The sequence below is a fragment of the Ureaplasma diversum genome (genome assembly GCF_000941095.1).
GTDB lineage: Bacteria > Bacillota_I > Bacilli_A > Mycoplasmatales > Mycoplasmoidaceae > Ureaplasma > Ureaplasma diversum.
In genome coordinates, this window is sequence record NZ_CP009770.1 from 70,086 (window position 1) to 92,678 (window position 22,593).

Here is a 22,593-nt window from a genome sequence, read left to right on the forward strand (position 1 = left end):
GAGATGATGTCATATGAAAAAACGCTTAGGATTAGGCGCTAAGTTCGGGATTGCTTTTGCATCAGTAGCTGTTGCTGCGGGTGCGGTGGTTGGATTCATGAAACTTTATTCAGAACATCACAAAGGATTAAAAATCGAAATCCGTTCTGATTTTAGTACTTCAATTCCAGCTCATCAAGTGCAAAAAGCAAATTTTGTTGACGGAACTGATAAACCTGTTGCAAGTTATGATCTGAATAACGCCACAAAAGATACTCCTGTTACTTTACTAGTTGATTTAGGTAATGAAAAAGCAGGAAAAGTACTTTCTTATAAAGAGTTCTTCCAATTATTTGCAGAAGTTACAAATGATTTACCTCGTTTCAAACTTGAAGCAGGACCAATCGTATTTAAAAATGAATATGTTGAATCATTACTTCCACATGAATTTATTCAATATACAAACTGATTCTTAAACAATGTATCTTGAGGACCTGATTTATTAACACTTCGTCAATTTAAATTAGGACGTGGGGTTAAGATTAATGGAAACTCTATTACACTTGGACAACACGGTGGTTCAAAAGAACAAACAGAAATCGAATTCTACCCAGATGGATTCTTTGGTTCATTACCATTGTATTCAGCTTTAACTGGATCAGGAAATCACCCTGACCGTTTAACTAACCAATTGAATACAAAAGGAATGTTAAAAGAAGAATTAGAAGCATATGTAAAAAATATTCCTTGATTAATTTCATACCAAAATGCACCAGCAAATCCAGCTGGTATGAAATTAATTGAAACAATTAAGTATGCTAAGAATTTATATGTTTTTGATGCTAGTTCTTATTTAAATTTAGATAAGGATCCGTTAAACTTCCCAGTTTGACAAACTTTTAGTCAACTAAACGCATCTAACTTATTAAATTTAAGATATTTAGTAACAGGTAAAGATCAAGCTGAAGTAGCTAAAAAAGCTCTTGCGATTTTAAAAGAATTAGTTGTTGTTAAAGGTTTTACACTAAAACCAGAACACCAATTTGCTAGTTTAAAAATTAGTGATCAAACACTTTATAAATTTAGTTCAATTAGTGATGTAACACAAAAAGCTGCTACAGCTACAAATCCAGCCAATCCAGCCAATCCAGCTCAACAAATTCAAAACCTTGCTGTTGAAATCACTGGAAAAGGTGGATTAGTTAATGGTGCTGAATCTGATCTTAAACTAGAAGTTAGTTTATATCGTCAAGACCATGTTCACAGTAAATACAACCCACAAAGAGACCCAATTGTATATGGACGACTTGATTCTGCAGTTGCTAATGCTTTTGTTGAAATCACAAAAAATGCTTTTAATGACTATTTAAAAGATCAAGTTAACTTTAAAAATTTATATGCTGCTAATGTTCATTTAACAAATAAAACTTTATTAGTTTATGATCATGATCAAACTAAAGTTAACTCACGTTTTTATTTTTCAAAAACACAAGCTGCTCAAGCTGAAGTTAAAGATTATGATTTAGCTAAATTAAAACAAATCACAATTAAACAAGTTAATAAAAAGTCTAATAATGAATTAGAGTTAATTACAACTGGTGATGAAATCTATACACTAAAACAACCAACTAATAACAAAAAAGGTTATAGCTATGATGCTCGGTTTGATGATTCATTCAATACCTTGAAAGTAGCTATTCATTATTATGATACATTTACACCACGTGTAATTGAATCAAATACATTGTTTGTTGATGGTAAAGTTATTAATGTTTATAAAATTTATACAGACATTTACTCTGGTTTAATTGATAAAGTAGTTAATAAATCACCACATTTACTTAAAGAAATTGATGGTTTACATGCTGAATTAAAAGAAGATGAAAACGGTATCTTACAATATGAATTAAAAGATGGTAAATATAGAGGTTTTGGAGCTTCTGATCGTTTACCATATATTGCAGTTGTTGCCCAATCAGATCCAGGATTTGAATCAACTGGAATTGATTATTTAAAATATGTTGGTGCTCACGAATATGGACACCACCAAACACTACAATACATCAAAGATACATCTAATCAAAAAGTATCTTCAATTGTTGGTGCAATTGATAATAGAGCTGGTGTTAGCTTTGAAAGTTTCCACAACACTGATGTATTACAATTATATTTAGATGCTCGTTCAAGTGGACTTAAAGTTAGAATTACAGATAACACTTATCAACCAAATAAAAAGGGTGCTTATACAAACTTTAATTATAATGTACCAACACAAGATAAACCATTACGTTGAGAAAATGCATTTGATATTTTTGGTTCTGTTAATGGACAAAATCCAGACGAATTATTAATGCGAACTGATCGAAGATTCCTTCAACACTTTGATGATGTTAAAACAGCATCACAGGCTCGTAACATCAAACCATTTGATTTCTATTTAATGAACTCATTTGATCACGAATCAGGAACAGTTAACCCAGCAATTAATGATTCTATTAATGATTTATCTCAACTAAATGCAATGTATTTTAGAAAAGATAGTCAACAAGGTTTTAATTTCAATTCTGTTAATGGTTTTAAAGGTCTTAAATACTATGAAGGTATTGTTAAAGATGGAGTTGGCAATCCGATCAAATTTGATGCAAACGGTTTACCAGTTGTTTTCGAACTAGCTGATCCAACTAAAGTACGTGGTCCATACCAACCTGAAGATATTAAGGTTTTAATTAAAACCCGAGATAATATTGATGTTGTTGACCCAAGAAACTACTTAGTAACAAATGAAGCTGGTTCACAACAAGTTAATATTAATCGATTTGTTCAAGCTGCTGTACAAATAAGAAACTCAATTCTTAATTTAATTGTTACACAATTTGGAATCAATGGATGGGATTCAAAAGTTAATGGATTTAATTTATCAAATGCGATTAACAATAGCTATTCAGATGATTTTGTTGTTCGTAACTTTAACCCAGGCATGATTGGTTCTAATGAACAAAGTTTTAGAGAATTAAATAAATTCTTCTTCGAAAACCCTAAGTTCAGTGTTCTTAAACGAACAAATGCAGCTGAAAGTGTTGCAACTATTCCACCGATTAACAAGCTATGGTTAAATATAAGACATCCATCTAAGGTTTGAGATATAAACACTCCTAATGAAAATTTAGTAGGTATATCAACAATCTTTAGAGATTTTGCTGATAAAGTACCTACTGATGTTTCACCTGCTGTTGTTCAACAAGCTAGAGCTTTAGCTCTTAGACATAATGCTAACCCTGGAAATTTCCCTATATTCAGTAAGTATAACTATTTCGGACTTGCAGTTGAAAGTGCAAATGGTGATTATTATGTTGCTCAACCAGATACAGAAGTATTCTATAATAGTGCTAATTTAAAAGGGGCAGCTCATTTTGAAAATTTAATTAATCCTTTAGATGATAAATTTAAACTTTTACAAGCAGACAAATTGTTTGATTTCTGAAAAACTAAAGGGTTAAAGCCACTGACAACTCTTGCAACTAATGATCTCACTAAACAAGCAGGACCAGACGGTACACCACCTATACGTCCAATCTTCCAATTTGAGACATTAAATAATGTAGATAAAGTTGAAGATTTAAAGAAACCAGAAAACTTTAACTTTGTTTATAATTTAGGAAAATCTGCAGAACCATTATTTAATTACTTTGCAAATCAAAACCCAGCTGCTACCCAACCAGCTACTCCTGCACCAACTACAGCTACAGACACAACTTCAACACCTACAAAATCTCCTTTTGTATTCAACACAAACAAAAAAGCATTTGAAGTAAAAAGTTTAGATGATCTATATGAATTAATTTCAATCGATCCTACTAAATACACTATTGGAGAAGTAACAAATCCAGAAAATGGTCAAACAGTTGCTCGTGCACGTCAATGAAATTTAGAATATGTTCAACAGAGATTTAATCTTAAGAAATATTATGATGAAGTAGTTCAACCAAAACTAACTGATGAAGCAAAAGCATCTTACACTTATGAAGTTTTCTTAAAAACATTTGGTTATAGTACTTTAATGGATCAATTTGCTGATAATCTTACTTATTTAGTAAAATCTCCAAAAGATTTAACTTTAGATAAATTAAACACACTTGAACACATCTTTGATGGTGAATTTGGACTTAGAGGTTATGGTTCATTTGGAGCAAAAATTTTCCAAAACGCATACGCTGCTCCTAAACTAAACAAAGCAAACAAATTCAAACCAGGAAAAGATGATATTGATTACCGTTCAACAGAAGTTATTGTTAACGAAATTAAAAAATACTTCACTCGTTTCAATATCAAACCAACAAACATCCACCTAGGTCAAATTCTTGCTTTAACTTATGGATTTGATGTAACTGTTGTTCCTGATGTTGTTGAATCACAAGGAGCAAATCCTCAAGCAATTCCATTCTACTTAAGAAGAATTTCACAAAATGATGGTCTACCATCTATTACAACAGACCTAAAAACTGGTGAGAAAAAACGAAACGGTAAATACTGAAATTCAACACTTAATGATCTTAATAATTCTCGAATGGAAACAAAATTAAATGATGTTTTCTCAGATTATACATATAATATTTCAGAAGTTTTAACTCGTGACTATGTACAAATTACATATGCACCAAGTGAAGATGAAACTAAGAACTTACCAAACTACATTACTGGTTTAAATGAATTTAATACTGGTAATGAAAGAGTGTTTGCTGGTGATAATACAAAACAATGATTATCTAGAACAATTACTCCATTCTTTGTTTCAGGATGACAAGATAATAGACATAAAATTAATATTTGATCATTACCAATAATGTTTGCTTTACGTGATCATGCTAAATTTGCTGATGCTACATCAGAGAGTTTAGATAGTTACTATCAAACTAATAAAGATATATATGATGCAATTGCAAAAGGAGCTATTGATCAAAACACTCGTCCAGCTATTGTTCAAAAACTTCAAGCCTACAAGCTTGATTTATTAGAAGTAGCTAAGAAACTAACTGAAAATAAAAATGCTGCATTATTAAGTTATGATAGTTATGAAGTAGCTAATAATGCAAGACCAACATATATTGGAAGAACAACTAAAACAAATAACGGATTCTTTAAAGACCGTTGATTAAGAAAAGTGCTTGGTTGAGAAATCTATGATGATAAACGAGAACCAATTGTTGATAACAACATTAAGATTACAGAATTAGATAACAAAACAAAAGTTACAGATCGTGCTCGTGCACTTTGAATGTATACTCTTAAATCACAAGGTGTTGGGGATCGTACATTATCTGGAATCCACCGTAATAAAGAAACAGATACAACTTTATTATGAGGGTTTATACCAAAAGCATATAAAGACAAAGTTAAATACATTGCTCTTGAAAACAAAACTACAAAACAACTTGAATATATCAAAGTATCTACTAATAACACAAGCAACATGTTCTATTTAAAGAAACAATCTGATTTAAGTTCAAAAGTGACACTTGAAGATGAAGGTTATGTAGCATGAACTAGTGATTATGCTATTTTATCAAACTTCTCTAACTCATTAATTGATTTAGATGCTGCACGAACTTATGGATCAAACTTTAGATTATTCTTTGTTGATGAAAACAAAAAAGAAATACAAAATCTAATGAGTTTAGGTAGTGTTAAATATATTGGTGAAAATGGTAAAGCAGCATCAACTGCTCCAATTTATGCTAATAAAAATGAAACAGATAACCAAGTATATATTCGAATTAGTAATCAATTCTCAATTTAAAGGAAGGGAGGTTATGTATGAAAAGTAGAAAAATAAACAAAAAAATAATTCTTTCATTAACCGGACTTGTTACAGTTGCATCAATTAGTGCAGCTGTGCTTGCTGCGTGTTCACCAGCTTCTAGAACAGATAGTACTTTATCACAAGGTACAAACAATAACTTAGGAAAGAATTATGATGTTGGGATTGCAATCGATCCGATCAACTCGCTTAACTATATTAAATTTGCTTCAATGCGTCGTATCTCTCAAACTTTGGTTGAAGGACTAACAAAAGAAGCACCATCACCATCTTCAAAAATTGGTTTCTTAGTTGGTGCACATAATTTAAATTTACGTTATTTCCCACCAAATCCAAAAGCAACTGTTTTAGAAAATTTAACAGATGAAGATTTTGATAAAAACTATACAATAAGAAATCTTCCTGGTTCATTTTATGGTATTTCAAACAATGGATTACAACCTGGAGTTGTAGATTCAGAAAACGAAGCTAACCCATCAATTATAACGATTCAAAACAGGCAACAAAAACCAATTGCAATGAGATATGTTTTAAATAACGGAGCTTCTAAATGATCAAACGGAGAAGAGATTAATGCTCACAACTTCATTGATTCTGTTGAATATATTTTAGATATCAACACTGGTTCACAACTAAGAACAGAATTATTAAAACTTAATATTCGTGGTTCTCATGAAATTAACTCAGCTCAAGAAGAATATATTCGTAAGCACGGAAAAGCTTATATAAATCCTTTTGGACGAGCTAATTATGTTCTAAATCCAGAAACTAATGAATACGAAGAAGATCCAAATTTTGTCCCTTTCCAAAGTCAAACTTTTGATAAGGATGGGAATCCGGTTGATGAAGAAGAAGTTGCTGCAATTCGTAGTGCTGTTTTAAGATTAGGTCTTACAACAGGACAAGTATTTACTAATATTACTAATGATCAACTTAGAACTGCTCTTGCTTTAGAAGAAAACAAAGATGTTGATCTAACTAATATTCGTGAACTTAAAACAATTAAAGTTAGAAATACAAAAGGTGAAATTGTTGATTTTAAACTAAGAGCAAATAGATACTTTAACCGTTTACAAAAAGCAAGTGTAGCTAAAGGATCTGATGTTGCAACAACAGATCGATTACTTCGACACTGATTATTACCAAGTAACCGGTTTGAACTTTTAGTTGAATTCGAAACATATGCTCCATATCCAAGTGATACTGCTGCGTTTAATGCATTCCATGGTAAACAATCATTCTTACCAATTAACCGTAAGTTTGTTGAATTAAATGGTGGGATTCATGAATTTGGTTCTACACCACAAAAATTCTTAACTGCAGGTCCTTTTGTTATTGAAGATGCAATTCTAGGACCTGAAGGTTATATCTTATTAAGAAAGAATAAAGATTATCTAACTGCTAACTGAACACTTAGTGATACAATCAAGATTTGATTCAACTCTAAGAACGAAGTTAAATCTTTATATTTTGAAGAAGGATATATTTCAACAACAAATATTCCAGCTTCATACCAACTTAAGTTCTGATCGCAAGAAAAATATCGTAAGTTGATGAAAAAACAACAAGGGATTGGTAACGTTGCAATTCAATTTAACTTAGATCCACAATCACGATATGATTCATATGAAGAATATTTAGCTAATAAAGATAAACATATTCCAATCTTAGATCCAGATCTAAGACGTGCTCTTGGGTTTGCTACAAACCGTGAAAGTATTTTACGTTTAACTGGATGAACTGCTTCATTCCCTGTTAATAACTGGACTGCTTTTGGAGATATTAAAGATTCAAGAGGAAAAAACTTAGAACTTTGATTTGAAGATAAATCATTTGCAACAGAATATAAAGAAGATGGTAGTGTAACTACTAAACAACAACCATTAGTTGATCCAACAGGAAAAAATGGTTCATTAGTTAATAGTGATGTTAATATCCAACAACTATTAAAAACTAAAACTGATTTCTACAACAAATTAGAACAAAATAACCGATTTGGTTATAAAGAGTTCCCATTAGTTAATAACTCATTTGTTGAGCATAGTTCAAAACACTTAAATTTTGAAAACATCGATCGAACTGATAAAGCTTATGATGTTGATGTAGCTAATTTTTATTTAGATCGTTACAAAAAGAAACATCCAGAACTTAATAAAGTTAAACTAACATATGTATATGCTTCACAACCTGCTGAAAATACAAAAGCTGCAATTGCTTTCCAAGATTTAATTCACCGTAACCTTGGTGGTTATGTTGAAATTGAACTTAAAGCTTTACCACAAAATACATATGTATCATTCATCTCATCTGGTAAATTTGATATTACTTATCAAAACTTAGATAAGTATGCAGGGGCTGGTTTTGGTGGTTCAATGGGTCCATTCTTTATTAGTGATGGTATTGATTTAGCAAATAGTAAATCAAGCGGTTATGAACTTAACCCATCAGGTGCTTGAGTCTTTAAAAACTTCTTTGATGCTTATAAAGATAATCCAGAAGGATTAAAGAAAACGCTTGAACGATTAAAAATTTCAAACGAAGATGCTGAAATTATTCGTGAACTTGCTTATACATCAAATGTAAAAACAACAATCCCATACAACCCAACAAATAAAGATGTATTATTACATGGTAAACAATTACCTTTATTAGATGAAGCTATTCCAATTTTCTCATATATCGTTAATGCTGCAAATGAACAAGCTTATTTAAAAGAAAAAAATGAAACTAAAAAAGCAAACCTTGCAAAAAGAAGAATCTACCTTCCTAAACAGCTTGCTGATCAATTAAGTGATAACGATGGGGTTGCTATAATTAAAGGTTCTATTTTAGGTCAGATGCCTGTTAGATTAACTAAACTATCAACTCCAGTTACAAAAGAGATGATAGCTAAGGATTTTGATCAAGAATTAGCTGATAAGTTAATTAAAGAACATAAAGACCGTGTTGCTTTTGAATTCGATTTACTATCACAAGCCAAATCTGATACTTATGAAGTAGTTGATATTCAAAAACTTATCCCACCACAAAAAGAAAACGAAAAACCAACTCTTAAATCAATAGTTACTAAATATAAAACTAAACTAGTTGATAATAAAGAAGTAAGTACTGATCAAGTTAATGATCTATTATTTACAACAAAACATGAAACAAGAGAAGATCACCAAAAACGAATTAAAGCGTTCTTCTCTTCTCAACGGGTGGGCTGACAAACAGAAAATGAAATCTTTAGAATCATTACAGATTTAGAAAAGATTTTACGTGAAGAAATGCCAATTTTACCAATTATGGACACAGATACAAACTGAACAATTTCATCTCTTGGTGGAGTTGGTAATGTGTATACATATTACTTACAATTTGCATACGATTACAGAAATCCACCACGTCCTGGATTACCACGATCTCCTGATGAAGAAGCGAATTAATTATGAGTTTAGTATTTAGAAGATTATTATTCATTGTTAGTTCTAATTGCGTTGAAGCAATTTTATTAGCTTTCTTATTTTTAAGTGCAGGACTTTGAATTGGTTTTAGTGTTGAACTAAATGCACTTGATGTAGATTCAACAACTAGAATTAATCAACTTAATGAAAGCATTAAATATGCATCAGGATTCTTTGCATTCTTTACTACTGTTTGAGCATTATTGTATTTAATTAAGAGTTTTGTAACAATTGTATTTTTAAGTAAATATACAAAACGATTTAAAATAGATGTTGATCGTAAAAAAATCACAGCTGGTCTTTACTTAAGCTTTTTAACTCCATTATTATTCTTATTTGTTGCTTTATATACTTTAATTCTTTATTTACTAGTATATAGTTGAAATAGAAAAAGTAAGCGCGAAAACGTGAACTATATTAATGGGTATGAAAAAGCAGCTGTTGCTTAATTAATAAGACTAAACAACCAAGACTTTTGCTTGGTTGTTTTTTGTTGTTTTAAATCATATAATTATTAATAACAACTAAAGGATAGAGTATGAAACAATTTGTTTATGATTTAATCATTATTGGAGCAGGACCATCTGGAGTATATAGTGCAATTCATGCAACTGATAATGCTAAAGTATTACTAATTGATAAGAATAAAGAAATAATGAAGAAGTTTATTCAAACCGGAGCTGGACATTGTAATATTACAAATAATATAGCTTTAGATCAATTAGTTGATAATATGCTTTATTCTAAAAAGTTTATGTATTCAGCATTTTCTTTATATGGACCAAAACAGATCTTAGAGTTTTGTGCAAAACATCGTATTGATACTTATCAAGTAGAAAATTCTACTAAGATTAAAATTACTTGTAATAACACAACCTTTATCAAGAAAATGAATCAAATCATTGAATCTAAAGATAACATTGATCTAAAGCTTGATTGTGCTATTAAAAGTGTTCATATAGTTGATGATTTATATGTAATTAAAGATCAAAATAATGAATTATATTACTCAAAAGCATTAATGATTGCAACAGGTGGATTAAGCTATCCTAGAACTGGATCAACTGGGGATGGATATAAGTTTGCTTTAAGTTTAAATCATACCCTTTTAAGAACCTATCCAATGGGATTGGGAATTGTTATTAATGATCAATTTAAAATTACATCTAATCTTCAAGGAACACCGTTTAGTAATGTAATTGGATCAATTATAGATTGTGAAACTAATAAAGTATTAGTATCTGAAAAAGGAGAATTAATGATTGCTCACTTTGGAATGGGTGGAACTTTGATTCGTCGTTTAAGTGGGTATGTTAGCTATCATAATCAATCAAAACTTAAATTAAGATTAGCTTGATTATCTGAACAAGCTGTCTTAGATGAACTAAAACAACATAAAACATTAAAGAAGTGTTTTAGTGCTTTACCTAATAAATTTATTGAATTTATTTATCAATTATCTAATTTAAGTTTTGATCAACAAACAGCTAACTTATCAAAAGCTCAAACTAAATTATTAATTAAATATTTAACTAATTTTGAGTTTGAAGTAGTTGGGGTTAATAATCCAGATTTAGCTATCTCTACTGGTGGGGGAGTTAATTTTGCAGAACTAAATCCTAAGAGTATGGAATCTAAATATCATCCTAACTTATATTTTATTGGAGAAGTAGTTGGAGTAAGTCCAAAGACTGGGGGATTTAATTTATCTGTTTGTTATGCAACTGCTTTAGCTGCAATCACTCATTTTAATAATAATTTTTCTAAAGAAAAAGAAATAGAGTAAGAATAAGCTTATAAAAAATAATTTTTTTGAATTTAGTTGTGTATTTTTTAGTTACTTTGTTGTATAATTATCTAGTGCTTAAAAGAGCAATCAAAAAAAAATTATTTGGACAGATAGCGAAGTGGCCAAACGCATCCGGCTGTAACCCGGCTCCGAGAGGTTCGTAGGTTCGAATCCTACTCTGTCCACCATTATTGGCCTGTAGCCAAGCGGTAAGGCAGAAGATTTTGATTCTTCCACGCGCAGGTTCGATCCCTGCCAGGCCAGCCATTAAAAAACTTATCACACATAATAGAAATATGCTATAATTTTATTTGTGTGTTTCTTGCCTCATTAGCTCAGTGGTAGAGCATTTCACTTTTAATGAAGGGGTCAAAGGTTCGAACCCTTTATGGGGCACCATTTATAATTTCTATAATGGTAATACACCTTTGTGTATTACTTTTATACTTGCTGGAGTGGCGGAATGGTAGACGCACTGGACTTAAGATCCAGTGATCGAAAGGTCGTGAGGGTTCAAGTCCCTCTTCCAGCACCATTATGCGGGTGTAGTTCAATGGTAGAACTATAGCCTTCCAAGCTATTAGTGTGGGTTCGATTCCCATCACCCGCTCCATTGTATTAATGCCAACTTAGCAATTTTGTTAAGTTGGTTTTTCTTTGCTTTATAATTAATTTTAAAAGGTATTTAGTATGAACTTTAAGATTACAATTCAATATGATGGAGCAAACTTTTATGGTTGAGCAGCTCAACCTAATAAAAGAACTGTACAACAAACTTTAGTTGACCATTTTCAAAACCTGTTTAAATTAGATGAAGTTAAACTTTATGGATCAGGAAGAACCGATCGGTTTGTGCATGCTAAAGGACAAGTATTTAATGTTCATTTAACCAATTTAAAGATTGATTCAAACCAATTAAAAAAAGCATTGAATGCTAGTTTAGATGATGATTTAAAAGTAATTGATGTAGTTGCTGTTGATAATAGTTTTCATGCTCAATATGATGCAATCAATAAAACTTATGAATATGTTATTGATACTAGTCATTTTAGTTTATTTGAAAGAAACTATTGTTGACAAATCAATCAACAAATTAATTTAAATAAATTAAAAGAAGCATTAGCTATTTTTGTAGGTGAATTTGATTTCTTATCTTATAGTACTTCAGAATTATATGATACTACAAGAACCATTAACTTTATTAATGTTAAAGAAGAAAATCAGTACATTAAAATTTATATTAATGCTAATGGTTTTTTAAAGAATATGGTGCGAATGATTGTAGCAGCTTCAGTTGATTATAGTTTAGATAAAGTAGAGTTAGATCAACTAAAACAATGATTAAAAGAACCAAAAAAAGGAGCAAGTACTAAACTTGCTCCAGGATGTGGTTTATATTTATTAGAAGTGAATTATTAAACTTTAGACTTTTTAGTTACTATTTGATAACCAATTGCGTTTTTGTAAACATAAACTAAAAACACACTTGGTGAATGACGAACAACTACTTGTTCAGGTCTTAAATTAAAAGTTCTAATTGCTAACTGTCTTAAAGGTTCTGTTTGTTCATCGCTTAGTCCAGCATGTAAAACAGCTATTGATTCAATCTCATCAGGATTTAAATTGTTGTGTCATGTGTGAGCAATGATTGATAGCATTTTTTCAGGGGCAGTTTTCATATTTCGAGCAACCCCACCGCTTTTATTCTTGTACTCTGATTTAATAATCGGAGTAATTTTTGTTAACTTTAACATTGCTGAAACAATCTTAGGAAGTCTTCCAGATGCAACAAGTCCAGCTGTGTTTTCACAAGCAAAAACAGCAATTGTAAAGTCATGGAAATTATCAATATACTTTTCAATTTCTTGATTAGTTGGTTGTTTTTTAAACATTTCTTTAAGGTGTTTGATTAATAATTCAAGAGCATACCCAAAAGATTTAGTATCTGCAACTATTACTTTTTCTTCACCAAATTCTTTTTTAAGTGATAAAGCATTATTAAATTGACTACTATAACCACCAGAAATTGTTAAGATCACAACTTTTTCATACTCTTGTAGACCTTGTTCAACTTCCTGGTGCAAAACACCAATTGGAGTACAACTTGTTGAGAAGTGATACTTTTGATCTAACATTTCAAAAATATCATTAGCATTAATTGATTTATTATCATCTTCAAATACCTTATCATCACTTCTTATGATTGATAAAGGCAATATTTTAACATCTTCCATTTGAGCAAGCTCAATGGTGTTTGTTGCTGATGAATCAACAAGAATTAAAAAAGGTTTTTTCATATATTTTTTAGAATTCCTTCAATTCAAAATTATTCGCTTCTATTTAGATTTGTATTAAAGTAAATAGTACTTTAACAATTATACACACTTCAGACAATTATTTTTTATTTTTTAATTGTTTAATAAATTAATTTATTAATGAGTCATTAGCTGAAAATGGGTTCTTAGCATTCTTATATTCATCATTATCTTTAATAATTAATTCGTAGTAAATTGATTCTAGATCTTTAGTTTTAGCACCAGTGTAGATGAGATTACCTTTATGAATTAATGTTAATGAGTTAACATAATCTTCCATTTCTTTAAGAATGTGTGAACAAACAAAGATCGTTTTACCTTGCTTGTTTAGATCATGTAATATATCAAATACTTCAAATCGAGCTGAAGGGTCTAAGTTAGCTGTTGGTTCATCTAAAATAATTAATTCTGGATCATGAATTAAAGCCTGGATTAATAGTACCTTTTTCTTTTGCCCAGAAGAGAAGTTAACTGGTTTTTTATCTTTAAGGAATAAAATTCCAAATTTATCTAAATAGTTTAGAATTTTCTCTTTTGCTACTTTAGCTGGTACTTTAGATAAAAGAGCTAATGAGTATAAATAATCAAAAGTAGTTAATTCAGAAGGGAATAGAGCATTTTCAGGCACATACCCTAGTTTATCTTTTGATTCTGGTGTTTTATTATCAAACCCATCAATTAAGATTTCTCCATCATAGTATGCATAAGCATTAATAATACTTTTAATGGTTGTTGTTTTACCAGATCCATTTTCTCCTAAGAAGGCGTGAATTTCACCCTTCTTAATATTAAATGATAAATTTCTTACCCCTTGGGTTGAACCTTTATAGATTTTAGTTAAGTTTTTAACTTCAAGGATATTATCAGGATTATGGTTGATTCTATCTTCAGTTTGAAGTTCTGGTTTAGATAAAGTCATTACTTGTAATCCTTTCTAGTATAACCAAAGTAAGCACCTACTAATAAAGCAGCTACAATAGCAATTCAAATTAAACTATAGAATCCTTTTGAAATAACCCGATTAGCTTGTTGTACAGATTTAACTTCTTCAACAGCTTGGAATAAGTAGTTATCACTATCTTCTAGTTCATAACGATATACAATCGTTCTGATTTTTCTTTCTCTAACTACTCCTTCACCACTATCTTTTTCAGTAACTTCTTTTGGATATTGAGTAACAGCATAGTTTTTATATCCACCAATGAAGTAGTTATGTCCATCAACAAACACTTTGATTTTTTGTGGAGCATATCCATTTTGTTCATTATCGTTTTTTAAGATCTTATCTAATATTACTGAGTCTTGGTGATTGAAGTATAGATAATATAACATTGTTGTAATTAAGTAGATTTTCTTTTCTGTTTGGTTTTTGATTTCTCGTGGGTTGATGATTTCTTTAAATAGTTCAGCTCCACTTTCTTTATCTACTAAATTAATAAATGTTTTGTCATATCCTGCACTTGCAATATTAGAGATGATTTCAAGGATTTTAGCTTTTGTTAAGTTTTGAGATCCTTCTAAGCTTTGTAGACGAGTTTCATAGAAGTCTTTAGCTTTTTCTAAGAAAACAGGAGATTCAAGAGCATCTTTAACAATTGATCATTTAATTTTTCCAACTAAGTTATCAGGAGAAGCAAAGATGTTGTTATCTTCAGCAAATGTTACATTAACATCATTTGCTTTTTCACGTGCATAAATGATTTCGCGATCTTGGACTGAGAAATCTGATTGTTCACTAATAATTGATCGGTTTTTAAGTAAACCAGGAACAATGTATCGTTGAGATTCTTGGTTATCAATAACTACTGGTTTTAAACTAAGACCTAGTGGGTTATCTGATATAAAGTAGTTAAATTCTTTAGATGGTTGGTCGTTGTAGTATAAATAGTTTTTTAAGTTATTTTCTTCACGACTTGCTGCTACCCCAATTGGGTCTTTATCACGTTGTGCAAAAACATCAATTAATTGGTAAGGAATAAATAATCAAGAAATTGCTTGTCAGCTAACAGCTGAAGATTTTGAGTGGCTGTAGATTTGATTTAATAAATCAACTTGACGTTGAGTAAATTTCTTTCTACTAGCATCTTCTGGATTAATCTTAGGAATAAGAATGTATTCATCCTTATTATTGTTTAAATAGAATTTTTCAACATCAGCAACTGTTCCTGAGTCATATTCTCTTTTTTCTAAATTTAAGAATGAAGCAATTTGGTTAGCAGATGATGTAGAGAAGACATTAGCAGCAGAACCTGCTACAAGTAATGGTAAGAAAACCATAATTGGAGTAATCATAGCAATCTTAGAAGATTGTTTTAAAGCAATAAGAATTGCTATTAAACCAAATAATAAATATGTAAACAAAGTAGAGAAGAAGGTTGAAACATATCAATAATTAACACTTGCTGCATATGGATAATTACTAGCATAGAAGATGATTCCGCCTAAGAATGCAACTATGCTTCATAATACTCCAATGAAGCAGAAGAAACCTAATTTAGTAATAATTACATTTTGTCTTGAAATACTTTTCGAGAATACTAAAATATCGATCCCTTCTTTAGCTAAGTCTTTGAAAATGTTCAAAGCCTTAATTGAAGCAAAGATCACACTTAAGAATAATGTGATAAATATGTTTACATATGAAATGATTAAGAATGTACTTAAATCTTTAGAAACAAAACGAGCTATAAGTGTAAGAATAATAATTAAACCCATTAAAACAACAGGTAACACTATAGAGCTGTTCTTTTTGAAAATAATTTTTGCTAAAAATTTTGAGTATAAATAACTCGAGTTTACTTTTTTAGCAAATGAATTCGTAGATTGATTCATTTAATTTGTATTCTTTCATTAGATAGTTGATAATTGATTTATAAGATTAGGGTTAATACGAATTTATAGGGTGTGTTCGTATTTTGTGGGGTGTTATTTAAAATTTATTGTTTTGGTATTATAACAACAAGACCTTTAGATGATAGGTCTTCAGACTTAACAGGAGTTAAATCTTCGCCAAGTCATTCAATTTTTGTAAGATACACTTTTTTACTACCATCAGTTTCTGCAGTTAGTTTTTCTAAAAGATAACTAGGTATTTCAACAGTATATTTAGTACCTTTCCCTTGTTCAACTTTTTCAATGTCAGCTAGGTCTTCAGTTTTAGCTGTGTTATTTATACTTGATGATCCTTTTACTACTGACATAGTTAATGTTGGTGTTCCCACAACAGCATTTTCTATATATACATTAAATGATAATTTTCCACCTTTAGAAATTGCTGTTACTTCTGGTTTATTATTTTCAAATCATACACCTGAACCTTTTGAAGAATCACCAGTATTAGTAGAAGTGCTTCCAGGGTTACTTTGAACGCTAGGGCTATCTGCTTGTTGCTTTCCTGCCCCCCTTTGTGGTACAGAAGTAATTTCGCCACTTATTGTTGGATCAAAATTTCTAATTTCTGTTTTTTTGTCTTGTTTGTCAGTAATATCTATTCTTGATAATCTATATTGTTTGTTTGGTTTAATTGAACTTTGAAAAAGAAGTCCTGCAAATTCAGCCTTAAGAATGCCGTTCTTGATTGTTGCATTTTTCGTATTAATTTGAGTACCCGCAGAATTAATAACTTGAACAAGCCCTGTAAATCCTTCTGCTCCATCAACTTTTAATTCAACTCATCATTTACCACCTTCTTGGTAAATAACTTTTTTAGGATCAACAAAACCAATTTTATATTCACCAGTTTTTGAAGCTCCTGCATCTGGTTGTGGATTTCCTGGAGCTTGATCTCCTTGAAGTTGATCTCTATCACCTTTATTTGTACCTTCAGCTCCCCCTTCAATCTCTTTTCCTTTTTGATTAGTATTACCATTACCAACAATAGGAGATGAGCCTGAACCATTATGACCCATATGGCTTGAGTGGTCGTGTTCTTCATTTGATTTTAGAACAGTTATTTGTGTTGCTTTTAAACTTTGTGATAATTCAACATTTGTTGGGTTTGTATCTGTGTTAGTTGCATATACACTAACTTTTTTTAATGAGTAGCTTGTGTTTTCATCTAAGCTATTGAATACAACTGTAGCACTTCCTGATGTTACAGTTACTAAATCTGAAATTAAACTGTTATTTGTATTTGTAGATTGTGATGTTAATTCAACTTTAACTAACTTGCTATCAGCATTTGTAATTTTTAATTTAAGCTCGTATTTGTTATCTGCTCTTTTAGTTAGTTTTGAGTTGCTATCAAGACTTACACTAGGTGCAGCTGTTTGTTTGTTAGTTGGTGAAGCTGGAGTAGTTTTCTTATTTTCACCACCTTTTGTCTTGTCTGTACAGCTGATTAAAACAGCACTAATTCCTGCTGCTGCAACCGTGGTTGCTATCGCTAAAGACATTCATTTATACTTGATTTTTTTTATTTTCATTGTTAATACCTTTTAAATTTCAAATTGTATAAATTATATGCCATTAATATAATCTAAATAATGTGTACATAACAAGTAAAAATACTCTTATATAATAAATATATAAGATACAAAAAATAGCAAAAAGCTAAGAAATTAATAGGTGATTAGAATAAAAAATAACCATTAATTTTAGCAGTTATTTGTGTGTTAATTGGCTTTAATTAACTGGTATATAAACCACAAGGTTTTTGTTAAGAAGATTGTCAGTACCTTGTTCATCATAATCTTTATTGAAATATTCAATCTTATTTACATAAAGTTTGATATATTTCTGATTAGATGCTTTAACTTGGTCAAGTTGTCTTTTAAGAGAGAAGCTAGCTATTGTAGCAACAATTTCTTGCCCCTTAGCTATTGTAATTTCAGAAGTGTTAATTTCTAAAGTTTCATCACTAACTTGGTTTGTATCAGTTAATGAAATATTAGCTAATAAACCATCTTTAGCATCAGGAAACTTAACCTTAAAAGTATAAGTACTATTTTCTTTTTTAGCTAATACTTGTTGGTTTATAGCTGTTACATCTAAAGCAGTATCAGTTGATAGTTTAGATACATCAATATCATTTTGGTTTTGATCTTGATTCTGGCTCTGGCTTTGACTTTGACTCTGATCTACTTGATCAACATTAGCTAATCCATTTTCTTCTTGCTTAGAATCTGTACCATTAGCTGAATCAGTTAATTGATTTATCTCTTCTTTACTTGGTTTAGTAACATCTTGCTTATTATCAGTTTGATCATCAGTTTTTAAGAATGAGATATTAATCTTCTTAGTAGCTGGTAATAATACTATCTCATATGGGTCATTATCTGTCTTAGTTTTATAAACAAAAACTGATTCAATATTATATTGTTGATTAGTATCTAGTTGATTAAAAATAAGTACAGCTACATTATCAACTACATTTACTAATTCTGATTCAACTAATTGATCAGAATTAGTTGGTTTTAGTTTAAGCTTAACAAATTGATTATTAGCATTACTGATGATTAATCTAAGCTCATATTTGTTATTTATATTCTTAACTAGTTTAGTATTATTACTAATAGCTATATTAGGTTCTAATTTAACAATATTATTAGAATTAGAACTATTATTAGGATCTATATCTTTAGTTTGATCATTATCTTTTAGATATACTGCTTTTGGTTCAGTAGCACAAGAGACAACTATAGGGACAAAAGTTGCTGTAGATAGAATAGAAATTGTAGCTGATAAGATTGTTTTTTTAATGTTTTTTGTTTGCATTTAAATAAACCTTTCAGATAGCTAATCTTATTTTTTAGTTAGTTTAATAATTTTAAATAGACAAAAAAACCAAAGCAAATACTTGCTCTGGTTAAACAACTAATCAGTCTTCCAACTAGTTGGTCTTAGTAACTAAGTTTTTTAAATTATAAAGTAACTATAGCATTAGCTAAGTGTTGTTAGTGACGAATCGTTAACTTCGCACCACTTGTTCTTTACATACAAGTATTCATTAACTATTATATCTACTTTATAGTTTCTTGTCAATACCTTTTCTTAGATCTCAGATTCATCTTCCTTCTAATTTATAGATGTTTTGTTTATTATTAATAGTTATTAAATCATTAATAATTAATATCAATTCTTGAATCTCATAACTATTACTATGTTTTTGTTTTCTTAAATAATGATTAGTTAATTGATTTAAATCAATATTAGATATAAAAAAGATTGGTAAATTGTTTTTAAAACGAGATCTTAAGATCTTAAGAATGTTTTCATTATGAACAAAGTCATAATATCTTTCATTACCAAAATTATCTAATACTAATAGATTACAATTACGCATTGCTTCATAAGCTTGTTCTAATTCTATTTTTAAATCACTATTATTAATAGCATTTAAACTATATTTAATTAACAGATCCATTTCTATATAACAAACAGAGATTTTATGTTTTAGAATAAATGAATTAATAAAAGAAGTAGTTATTCATGATTTACCAGTAATTGTATTACCTGATAAATACATTGATTCTAATTGATTGGTTTTGATTTGATTAGATAAAAAGTATAAGAGTTGACTGATGCTTGGTTTGTATTGATTATCTTTAAGATTATTAAAATTTAAATATTGTTCACTAAAAGTTAGTTGATTATCTACTTTTTCAACTCATCTTAGTCAATAACATTCATTTAAAATATTGTCATTACTATTAGAAGTATAAACAACTTCTAAGTTGTTATTAAGATCTCTAATTAAATCTAAGTTTTGTGTTTGATAGTTTTCTAAATAGAAAAGTATCTTAGAATAATGATCAACAAATTCTTGTTTAGTAATGTTTAATTGTTTAATGATTGGTTCATCTTTATATGTTTCATATACTTCATTTAAACTATTTTTTAGATATAAATGTTGATTTTGCATACTTATACTCTTTAAATATCAAATAATTCTTTATAGTTAATTTTACTATTTGTTAATTCTTGTTTAGATATTAGTTTATGATTAGTGTCTGTTTTTGAAGTATTAAAACCAATATTACTATAAGCATTTTTAAGATATTGTAATAAATCAGCTAAATTATCAAAGTTATTAAGAAGTACACTATCACGAATCTTAATTAGATATTCTTTAACTAATCGTCCATGGTTTTTAATTAAAACATAATCAATGATCATATTTGCAAAAGAGTTGGGCATACACTTTAGTAAAGGTTGTATAGAATCAAGTTCATTTGAACTTAGATTTCTTTTCATTATTAAAGTAAAATACTTCTTAGGATCATATTGTTCATAATCAGAGATTACTTCACTAAAATCAGCTAAATTTGAAGACTGATTAAAAATTGCTTTATTACGTCTTATATTAACTAATAGTTTAGAACTATTATAGTTGTTTAATTGTTGGTTTAGATTGCTTTCAAATAAAGCACAATCTAAACTTATATAATCATCATTATCTTTAATGATGACACTATCACAAACAAGTTTGTAGATAAATTCATAATTATCATTAAATAAAATAAAAGCTTGTTTTAATAATTTATTAGTTTTATGATCTAGATTTAAAGATAGATTAAATTGATTAAAGATTTGATTAACTAGTTTATTAACATTAGAACTATTAGTTATTGATTGGTATTGATCACTAACATCAATAAAAGATTGATCAACAGTAGGGATTTTAGTTTGATCTATTAGGATTGCAAATTCACTATATCCTAAAGTAGATTGTAATTTAGTAGTTAGAATGTGATTGTTTAAGATTTCATTTTGATTATATGGTCTTTTTATTTCTACTAAATAGTGTTGGGGTTGGTTGATGTTTTCATAGATCTTAACTAGTTGTACATCAACAAGGATACTTAATTGATCCATTAATCTAATAGGATCGGTTTTTAAAGAACTAGATAGTTGGTTTTCAGTTAATTGAACAAAAGAATTTGTATGATTTGTTAAATGGCACAATCATAAATATAAACCAACTGGTTCTAAACCAATAATGGGAGCATAAAAATTTCATAAAGCAGCTTCATTTGCTACAAAATTAATGTTTTTTTGAATACTTAAAAACATGAATGCCCTCACCTTCATTGTTGATTAAAATTAAAATAATATTGTTGTTTTGCTAAATAGTCTTTTTGTTAACTATGGCTAAATTTTAAAGCTTTATTAATAAAAATAAAAGCGTAAAAATTTTTTTAAAGCCACCAAAAAGTGACTTAATGACAATTATGCACAAACTAATATAAAATATAGAGCCATTAAAGCACTAAAAGCCCGCTATTTAATGATTTGAGTATAGTTTTGCACAACAAATGTGCATAACTTATACACGACTAAAAAATAATTTAACGAATTTTTAAGCTTGTTTTTGTTCTGTTTTTGTGCTAGTTAAGATATCTTAAAAACAAGATAAGCAAACAAAAAAGAAGGGTTGATTTAACACCTTCTTTTATTAAAACCAAATGGTTTATATTATGCAGCTTGTTCAGCAACAGCTTTGTTTAATGCTTTTGCTGTTCGTGATTTTAAACGATTCGCTTTATTTTTATGAATTACACCCTTTGAAGCAGTCTTGTCAATCACTGAGTAAGCTTCGACAAGTTTTGATTGGTCGTTTGAATTACGTACTTTTTTTACTACTGTTCTAAGTTTTGACATTTTAGCGTGATTTTGTTTACGCACTTTTTGTGAATGTCGGTATGATTTTTCATTTGCAACAATATTTGCCATTTAATCGCCTCCTCGTAATCATTATTGCTTGAAAAGGTTAATATAGATAACCATACTATTATAGCAAATTCGACATCTATTTTAAGCAATTAGTTAATTTATAGATGTTTTAGCTACTTTTAAGCTAAAATTATACAGTAAATAGCTAATTGCTGTATTAGAAATAATATAGAGGAAAGTCCGTGCTCACACAAGCTGTGATGCTTGTAGTGTTTGTGTATGTATAATTAATAAAACATAGCATGATGTGCTCATGACGGCGGTTTTTATTAATTCCTAATATTTTTTAAAATAAAGGAATAAAACCATAAAGTGCCACAGAGACGAGTAATAGGGAAACCTATGAGATGAAACGCGGTAAACCCCACAAGTGAGAAACCTAAATTTTGGTAAGGGAGTCTAAGTTAAACAAAACGAAGTTTACTTAGGATAGATTTAGATCTATAGATAAATAATTAGCATAACTAAATATCTAGTTAACAGAACACGGCTTATCATTTACAAGCACTTATTATCTTCCCAATTGGGAAGATTTTTTATTGTTTTAGCTCTCTCTCTCTCTCTCTCTCTCTCTCT

Annotated in this window: 13 protein-coding genes, 5 tRNA genes and 1 other RNA gene; 11 read left to right on the forward strand and 8 right to left on the reverse strand. The window is 29.4% G+C overall.

Annotation, left to right across the window (positions count from 1 at the left end):
- Positions 1-13: 13 nt before the first annotated feature.
- The 10 genes from JM47_RS00320 (at position 14) to truA (ending at position 12,448) form a co-directional block, all read left to right on the forward strand.
- Positions 14-5,773: a PDxFFG protein gene (locus tag JM47_RS00320; RefSeq protein ID WP_208895053.1), complete on the forward strand. Its 5,760-nt coding sequence runs from the start codon at positions 14-16 to the stop codon at positions 5,771-5,773.
- Positions 5,774-5,790: 17 nt separating this feature from the next.
- Positions 5,791-9,222: an ABC transporter substrate-binding protein gene (locus JM47_RS00325; protein WP_208895054.1), complete on the forward strand. Its 3,432-nt coding sequence runs from the start codon at positions 5,791-5,793 to the stop codon at positions 9,220-9,222.
- Positions 9,223-9,224: 2 nt separating this feature from the next.
- Positions 9,225-9,689, forward strand: coding sequence for a hypothetical protein (locus JM47_RS00330; protein ID WP_038101831.1), 465 nt, complete (start codon positions 9,225-9,227; stop codon positions 9,687-9,689).
- 89 nt (positions 9,690-9,778) lie between these two features.
- Positions 9,779-11,026 (forward strand): aminoacetone oxidase family FAD-binding enzyme, encoded by a 1,248-nt coding sequence (locus JM47_RS00335; RefSeq protein ID WP_208895055.1) that lies wholly within the window; start codon positions 9,779-9,781, stop codon positions 11,024-11,026.
- 107 nt (positions 11,027-11,133) lie between these two features.
- A tRNA-Tyr gene (locus tag JM47_RS00340) sits at positions 11,134-11,217 on the forward strand.
- Positions 11,218-11,221: 4 nt separating this feature from the next.
- Positions 11,222-11,296 (forward strand) — tRNA-Gln (locus JM47_RS00345).
- Positions 11,297-11,353: 57 nt separating this feature from the next.
- Positions 11,354-11,428: transfer RNA gene (locus JM47_RS00350), tRNA-Lys, on the forward strand.
- A 50-nt stretch (positions 11,429-11,478) separates the two neighbouring features.
- Positions 11,479-11,564 (forward strand) — tRNA-Leu (locus JM47_RS00355).
- Between the two features lie 4 nt (positions 11,565-11,568).
- A tRNA-Gly gene (locus JM47_RS00360) sits at positions 11,569-11,642 on the forward strand.
- Positions 11,643-11,719: 77 nt separating this feature from the next.
- Entirely contained in the window at positions 11,720-12,448 is a 729-nt protein-coding gene (gene truA, locus JM47_RS00365; RefSeq protein ID WP_208895056.1) for a tRNA pseudouridine(38-40) synthase TruA, read from the forward strand.
- Here truA and JM47_RS00370 read toward each other — a convergent pair.
- From JM47_RS00370 to rpsT, 8 genes are all read right to left on the reverse strand, one after another.
- Positions 12,445-13,326 carry a DegV family protein gene (locus JM47_RS00370; RefSeq protein ID WP_208895057.1) on the reverse strand — a complete coding sequence of 294 codons (882 nt, stop codon included), beginning with the start codon at positions 13,324-13,326 and terminating at the stop codon, positions 12,445-12,447. The two genes, truA and JM47_RS00370, sit on opposite strands and share 4 nt — an antisense overlap.
- A 127-nt stretch (positions 13,327-13,453) precedes the next feature.
- Complete coding sequence (locus JM47_RS00375; RefSeq protein WP_208895058.1) at positions 13,454-14,263, reverse strand: ABC transporter ATP-binding protein; 810 nt, start codon at positions 14,261-14,263, stop codon at positions 13,454-13,456.
- Positions 14,263-16,176: an ABC transporter permease gene (locus JM47_RS00380; protein WP_208895059.1), complete on the reverse strand. Its 1,914-nt coding sequence runs from the start codon at positions 16,174-16,176 to the stop codon at positions 14,263-14,265. Before JM47_RS00380 ends, JM47_RS00375 begins: the two co-directional genes overlap by 1 nt.
- Positions 16,177-16,280: 104 nt before the next feature.
- On the reverse strand, positions 16,281-17,768 hold the full coding sequence (locus tag JM47_RS00385; protein ID WP_208895060.1) for a hypothetical protein: 1,488 nt from the start codon (positions 17,766-17,768) through the stop codon (positions 16,281-16,283).
- Positions 17,769-17,967: 199 nt separating this feature from the next.
- Positions 17,968-19,059 carry a hypothetical protein gene (locus JM47_RS00390; protein ID WP_208895061.1) on the reverse strand — a complete coding sequence of 364 codons (1,092 nt, stop codon included), beginning with the start codon at positions 19,057-19,059 and terminating at the stop codon, positions 17,968-17,970.
- A 250-nt stretch (positions 19,060-19,309) separates the two neighbouring features.
- Entirely contained in the window at positions 19,310-20,206 is an 897-nt protein-coding gene (locus tag JM47_RS00395; protein WP_038102773.1) for an ATP-binding protein, read from the reverse strand.
- A gap of 11 nt (positions 20,207-20,217) precedes the next feature.
- Positions 20,218-21,357, reverse strand: a complete 1,140-nt coding sequence (locus JM47_RS00400) for a replication initiation and membrane attachment family protein (RefSeq protein WP_038102770.1) — start codon at positions 21,355-21,357, stop codon at positions 20,218-20,220.
- 402 nt (positions 21,358-21,759) lie between these two features.
- Complete coding sequence (gene rpsT / locus JM47_RS00405; RefSeq protein WP_038102767.1) at positions 21,760-22,017, reverse strand: 30S ribosomal protein S20; 258 nt, start codon at positions 22,015-22,017, stop codon at positions 21,760-21,762.
- Positions 22,018-22,154: 137 nt separating this feature from the next.
- Between rpsT and rnpB the strand changes: the two genes are divergently transcribed.
- Positions 22,155-22,516, forward strand: an RNA gene (rnpB, locus tag JM47_RS00410) — RNase P RNA component class B.
- Positions 22,517-22,593 lie beyond the last annotated feature (77 nt).